Source organism: Mesorhizobium sp. M2A.F.Ca.ET.067.02.1.1 (assembly GCF_004023285.1).
GTDB lineage: Bacteria > Pseudomonadota > Alphaproteobacteria > Rhizobiales > Rhizobiaceae > Mesorhizobium.
This window is the reverse complement of sequence record NZ_RZSB01000690.1, coordinates 1-3,219: the sequence shown is the minus strand read 5'-3', so window position 1 is coordinate 3,219 and position 3,219 is coordinate 1. Positions and strand designations below refer to the sequence as shown.

Here is a 3,219-nt window from a genome sequence, read left to right as displayed (position 1 = left end):
GACTTCACTTATGTCTCGACCGCCGGCGGTGCCTTCCTCGAATGGATGGAAGGCAAGCCGCTGCCCGGCGTCGAAGTGCTGAAGCGGTAAACAGTCCGAGACAAGGCAAAGCCAGCGCGGCTTTCAATCGATTCGCGCTTTCCGGGGTCATTCCTTTGGCGATAATGTTCTGCTAGCGCGGAACAAACGCAGCGTAGGAGAGCACCCATGAGCGAACGTCTCGAAGATATCGCCACCGCGATGGTGAGCGGCGGCAAGGGCCTTTTGGCCGCCGATGAGAGCTCCGGCACCATCAAGAAACGTTTCGACGTCATCGGCGTCGAGTCGACCGCCGACAACCGGCGCGACTATCGCGAGATGATGTTCCGCGCCAAGGAAGCGATGTCCAAATACATCTCCGGCGTCATCCTCTACGATGAGACCATCCGCCAGAAGGCCGCCGACGGCACGCCGCTGGTCGACATCATCAAGGCGGCAGGTTCCATTCCGGGCATCAAGGTCGATCTCGGCGCCAAGCCCCTGGCGGGCTTTCCCGGCGACACCATCACCGAGGGCCTCGACGGCCTGCGCGAGCGGCTTGCCGACTACTACAAGCTCGGCGCCCGTTTCGCCAAATGGCGCGCGGTGATCGATATCGACACCGGCAAGGGCGTACCCTCGGCCAACTCGATCGCCTCGAACAGCCATGCGCTGGCCCGCTATGCCGCGCTCTGCCAGGAGGCGGGCATCGTGCCGATCGTAGAGCCGGAAGTGCTGATGGACGGCGCGCATTCGATCGACACCTGCTACGACGTCACCAAGGCGACGCTGGTCAAGCTCTATGACGAGCTCTATGCGGCGCGCGTCGTGCTGGAAGGCTCGATCCTGAAGCCCAACATGGTCATCTCCGGCAAGAAGTCGGGCAGGACCGACAGCCCCGAGGAAATCGCCGAAAAGACGATAAAACTGTTCCGCGAAGTGGTGCCGGCGGCAGTGCCGGGCATCGCCTTCCTGTCCGGCGGCCAGGAGGACGAGGAAGCGACGGCCAACCTCAACGCCATCAACGCCATCGGCCCGCATCCGTGGAAGCTGACCTTCTCCTATGGCCGCGCGCTGCAGGCCGCGCCGCAAAAGGCATGGAGCGGCAAGGCCTCGAACGTCGCCGCCGGCCAGGCCGCCTTCACCCACCGCGCCCATATGAACCATCTGGCGGCGCTCGGGAAATGGCAGCCGGCGCTTGAGAAAGCCGCCTGACGCCATCTCTTCCAATTCCAACAGAAGCCCGGGCTCATGGCCCGGGTTTTGTTTTTTGCGGGCCGCGTTCCTACCTGAGCAGCGAAACAACGGCGACTGTGTCGGGTTGAGCCGATGTCGAACGTCCTTGGCGGGAGAGGACAGGAGATGGTCATGCAACGCAATGCCGTGGTTTCACGCGAGGACTGGTTCGAGGCACATCGCAATCATTTGGAACGCGAGAAGGAGCTGACACGCTTCCGCGACCTTGTCGCCGCCGAGCGGCGGCAGCTGCCCTGGTTCAAGCTGCGCAAGGATTATGTCTTCGAGAGCGAAGCGGGACCGAAGCGTCTTGGCGATCTCTTTGCCGGCAAGAGCCAGCTCATCGTCTATCATTTCATGATGACGCCGGGTTGCGACCACCGTTGCCAGGGCTGCTCGTTCCTCGCCGACCATATCGACGGCGCCAACCAGCATCTCAAGCACCACGACGTATCCCTGGTCGTCGTCTCGCGCGCGGCGCTGACCGAGATCCTGCCTTACAAGCAGCGCATGGGCTGGAAGTTCGACTGGGTATCGTCCTATGCATCGGACTTCAACTTCGACCTGCAGGTCTCCTTCACCGACAGGCAGATCGCGGCCGGCGACACGACCTACAATTTCGAGAAGCGACCGTTGCGGTCGAAAGACCTGCCCGGCACCAGCGTCTTCTACCGCGACGGCAATGGCGACATCTTCCTCACCTTCCTGTCGCGCGCCCGCGGCGGCGACGCGCTGATCGGCGCCTATCATTATCTCGACATGACGCCGAAGGGCCGCGGCGAGACCGGCCCCTATCACAACCTGATGGATTGGGTGCGCCTCCACGACGAATACCAGGACGAGGACCGGCCGGACTGCTGCGCGTGATCATCTCGTTCACCTGGGCCTGAAGATGCGCTAAGGCTTCCCGCTGTTTTCAACGGATTTGCCATGCAGCGCCTGCTTGCCCTCCTCACCTGGCTCGCTTTCCCGGTCTATTTATGGCAGGGGTTCGGCGTGCGCCGCCGGACTTCGCGCATGCTGCCGGCGCGAGGTCCGGTCCTGCACGAAATACCGGGCAAGGCGCCGCCCGTGGCGTTGCTGGTCCTAGGCGATTCCTCGGCAGCATCGGTCGGCATCGAGCAATCCGAACACGGGCTTGCGGCGCAGCTTGCGGGGCTGATCGCCGAGCGAACCGGCCGAGCCGTGCGCTGGCGCGCCGCCGGCTTCAATTCGGCGACATCCGGCCAGATCCGCGACCATGTCCTGCCCAATCTGTCGGCCGACCCATGGACGCATATCGTGCTCGCCATCGGCACCAACGACACCAAGAACTTTCACTCCGTGCCGCGCTTCAAGAAGGAGTTCGGCGGGCTGCTCTACGCGCTACGCGCCAAATGGCCGGAGCGCGCGTGGTCTGGTCGCCGGTGCTGGAATTCACCCGCGCACCGGCAATGCCGCCATTGCTGGGCCGGATCCTCGAGATCCGCGCCACGGAAATGAACCGCATGGGCGTGCGCCTCTGCAACGAACGCGGCGCCGTGCCCGCCTCGCGCCTGCCGATCACCAATCCCGAAGCCGGCTTCGCGTCCGACGGCTTCCACGCCTCGGAAGCAGGTTATCGCGCCTGGGCCGAGCATCTGCTGGATTTCGTCATGGGTAACTGCGCTGAGGTACGTTGAGATTCAGGTCAGGGCGAGCCGAGAATTGCGACTTCCGAGATCGCAGGCTTGTCGGGCAAGGCTATCAGCGTCCATTTGGGGTAGTCAGCGCAAACGCTGGCGATGAGCTGGAGGCTCCCGAACCTCGTCATTCCAGGGCGGAGCAAGGAGCGAAGCGACGCGCGCAGACCCTGGAATCCATGCCGTTACCTGGACCGAAATGTGCAACGGTGCAGAGTTCTGGACCGCCGCGGCGCTTCCAAGTCACGGCAGGGATCCTCGGGTCTGCGCGCGTCGCTTCGCTCCTTGCTCCGCCCTGGAATGA

General features: G+C 63.6%; 2 protein-coding genes and 1 pseudogene. All 3 read left to right on the top strand.

Translation table 11 applies throughout. From position 1 onward, the window contains the following. The first annotated feature begins 207 nt into the window (after positions 1-207). Positions 208-1,233, top strand: a complete 1,026-nt coding sequence (locus tag EOA28_RS30080; RefSeq protein WP_127250520.1) for a class I fructose-bisphosphate aldolase — start codon at positions 208-210, stop codon at positions 1,231-1,233. Between the two features lie 153 nt (positions 1,234-1,386). Continuing rightward, entirely contained in the window at positions 1,387-2,121 is a 735-nt protein-coding gene (locus EOA28_RS30075; RefSeq protein ID WP_128298096.1) for a thioredoxin family protein, read from the top strand. 63 nt (positions 2,122-2,184) lie between these two features. Continuing rightward, positions 2,185-2,915, top strand: a pseudogene (locus tag EOA28_RS30070) (SGNH/GDSL hydrolase family protein). Positions 2,916-3,219 lie beyond the last annotated feature (304 nt).